The sequence below is a fragment of the Streptomyces sp. FH025 genome (genome assembly GCF_017427025.1).
GTDB lineage: Bacteria > Actinomycetota > Actinomycetes > Streptomycetales > Streptomycetaceae > Kitasatospora.
The window spans coordinates 1-2,620 of the sequence record NZ_JAFLNG010000899.1; the positions used below are offsets into that span (position 1 = coordinate 1).

Below are 2,620 nucleotides of genomic sequence, written 5' to 3' on the forward strand. Positions count from 1 at the left end.
GCCGCCGCAGCATCAGCAGGCCTGGCCCGCCCCGCCGCAGGCCCAGCAGCCGTACGTGCCGCCGCAGCAGTACGCGCCGCAGCCGCAGCCCCAGCACGCGGGATTCCCGCAGCAGCAGGCCTACCCGCAGCAGCCGCCGGTGCACGACGCCGGCGGCGCGGGCCCGCAGCCGACGATCATCCGCAACCTGACGGCCGCCATGCGCACCGTCCGGATCGGCCGCGCGCTCGACAACGACATCGTGGTGTCCGACCTCCAGGTCTCCCGCCACCACGCCGAGCTGCGCCAACTGCCGGACGGCCGCTACGAGATCGTCGACCTCGGCAGCCACAACGGCATCTACCTCAACGGCCAGCGGGTGCAGCGCCAGCTGATGGGCCCGCAGGACCGGCTGACGGTCGGCCACTCCGGCTTCGTGCTGGTCGGCGACCAGCTCCAGGAGTTCGTCGACACCGGCGCGGTCTCCTTCTCCGCCCGCCACCTGACCGTCGAGGTCGAGCACAAGGGCGCCAAGAAGATCCTGCTCGACGACGTCAGCTTCGGCGTCCCGGAGAAGTCCCTGGTCGCCGTCATCGGCCCGTCCGGCTCCGGCAAGTCCACGCTGCTGCGCGCCCTCACCGGCTACCGCCCGGCCGACCGAGGCGAGGTCCTGTACGACGGCCGCAACCTCTACAAGCAGTTCGCCGAACTCCGCTCCCGCATCGGCCTGGTGCCGCAGTCGGAGATCCTGCACCGCGAGCTCACCGTCCGAAAGGGCCTCAAGTACGCGGCCCGGCTGCGCTTCCCCGGCGACACCGAGGCCCGCGAGCGCGATGCCCGGATCGACGAGGTGCTGTACGAGCTGCGCCTGGACAAGCGTGCCGACAACAAGATCACCGCGCTCTCCGGCGGCCAGCAAAAGCGCGTCTCGGTCGCTCTGGAGCTGCTCACCAAGCCCTCGCTGATCTTCCTGGACGAGCCCACTTCCGGCCTCGACCCGGGCATGGACCGCGAGGTCATGCAGATGCTGCGCGGCCTGGCCGACGACGGCCGCACCATCCTGGTCGTCACCCACTCGGTGGCCGAACTCGCCCTCTGTGACCGGCTGTTGGTGATGGCGCCGGGCGGCTCGGTGGCCTACTTCGGCCCGCCGGACGAGGCGCTGCACTTCTTCGGGTACGAGACCTGGGCGGACGTCTTCCAGGCCTTCGAGAACTTCCCGGACCACGACTGGGCCGGGCGCTACCGCGGCTCCGTCCACTACCAGCAGTACTCCGCCCCCACCGTGGGGGCGGGCGAGGTGCAGCACGCCCAGGTCGCCCAGGAGGCCGTCAGGCCGCCCAAGCCGCAGAGCTGGGGCTCGCAGCTGTGGACGCTGATGCGCCGCTACATGTCGGTGCTCGCCTCGGACCGCGGCTTCCTGGCACTGTCGGTGCTGCTGCCCGCGGTCATCGGCGCGGTGAGCGTACTGGTGCCCAACGAGGCCGGACTGGCGCCCAACGCCAAGAGCCAACTGGGGCTCAACGGCGGGGCCGCGACGATCATCATGATCCTCGCGATCGGCGCCTGCTTCTCCGGAGCGGCCAACTCCGTCCGGGAGCTCATCAAGGAACGCGCGATCTACGAACGGGAGCGCGCCACCGGTCTCTCCCGCTCGGCGTACATGATGTCCAAGGTCATCGTGCTGGGCATCTTCAGCGTGATCCAGGGCGCCATCATCTCCGCCGTCGGCTTCCTGCCGCGCAAGCTGCCCGAGCACGGCCTGATCGTGAAGAACCTGCCGGTCATCGAGATGACCATCGGCATGATCCTGCTCAGCTTCACCGCGATGATGTTCGGCCTGATGATCTCCGCCCTGGTGAAGACCTCCGAGAAGACCATGCCGCTGCTGGTCATGTTCGCCATCGTCCAGGTCGTCTTCACCGGCTGCCTCTTCCAGATCTTCAGCAAGCCCGGCCTGGAGCAGGCCGCCTGGCTGATGCCGGCCCGCTGGGGCACCGGCATCGTGGCCACCACGCTCGACCTGTCGAAGCTGATGGGCCCCTGGAACAAGGACTTCCAGAACCCCAACTACGACCCGCTGTGGAAGAGCAGCGTCGCCCAGTGGGCGATCGACGCCGGCGTGCTGATCGTCATCTCGATCGTGATCGGCGTGATCGTGACCCGCCTCCAGCGCCGGCACGAGCCCGAGGTCATGCAGAAGGGCTGACCCGGCCCCGTCGAAGGGCGCTCTCCCAGCCGGGGGAGCGCCCTTCGGCGTTCCGGGCCCACCGGCCTAGGACTTCGGACCTGCGTCCCGGGACCTGAGTCCCGCGCGGCCCGGGACGGACGCGGCCGCGCGTGCGGCGGCGGTAGTTTGGCCGTATGCCCCGCACCACCGGAGACCACCGGGCCCCCGCCGACCCGCCGCCCGCCTGCGGTCCGCCGACCGGCGTCGAGCCCGCCTGCGACCCGCTGACCGGTATCGAGGCCGTCAGCCAGGCGCTGCTGGCGATGAGCCGGCACCTGGAGGTCCGCGAGGTGCTGCGCCGCATCACCGCCTCCGCCCGGGACCTCCTCGGCGCCGAGTACGCGGCCCTGGGCGTGCCCGACGACCACGGCGGCTTCGCCCAGTTCGTGGTCGACGGCGTCACCGACGAGC

General features: G+C 70.7%; 1 protein-coding gene and 1 pseudogene. Both read left to right on the plus strand.

The window, feature by feature from the left end; genetic code table 11:
- The coding region (locus J0670_RS35410) for an ATP-binding cassette domain-containing protein (RefSeq protein ID WP_207816685.1) at positions 1-2,188 on the plus strand (2,188 nt) is incomplete at its 5' end.
- Between the two features lie 155 nt (positions 2,189-2,343).
- Positions 2,344-2,620: pseudogene (locus J0670_RS39690) on the plus strand (hypothetical protein); the annotation flags it as partial.